This window comes from Nocardioides oceani (assembly GCF_030412965.1).
Classification (GTDB): Bacteria; Actinomycetota; Actinomycetes; order Propionibacteriales; family Nocardioidaceae; genus Nocardioides; species Nocardioides oceani.
The window spans coordinates 1-215 of record NZ_JAUHJQ010000291.1 but is presented as its reverse complement, the minus strand read 5'-3'; the positions used below and the strand labels follow the sequence as shown (position 1 = coordinate 215).

Annotated in this window: 1 protein-coding gene; it reads left to right on the top strand. The window is 84.7% G+C overall.

The genetic code is table 11. The features are described from left to right. On the top strand, positions 1–215 hold a 215-nt coding region (locus QWY28_RS24110), incomplete at both ends, for a DAK2 domain-containing protein (protein ID WP_300955422.1).

Below are 215 nucleotides of genomic sequence, written 5' to 3'. Positions count from 1 at the left end.
GCCACGCCAGCGACGCGGCGTACGCCGCCGTGGGGGACCCGGTCGAGGGCACGATGCTCACCGTCGGGCGCGCCGCCGCGGCGGCGGCCCCCGCGCGCGCGGGCCGGCCCGCCGCGCGGGCCCGTGACGTGTTCGCCGCCGCGGCCGAGGCCGCCCGCGCCGCCCTGGCACGTACGCCGGAGCAGCTGGCCGTGCTGCGCGACGCCGGCGTCGTG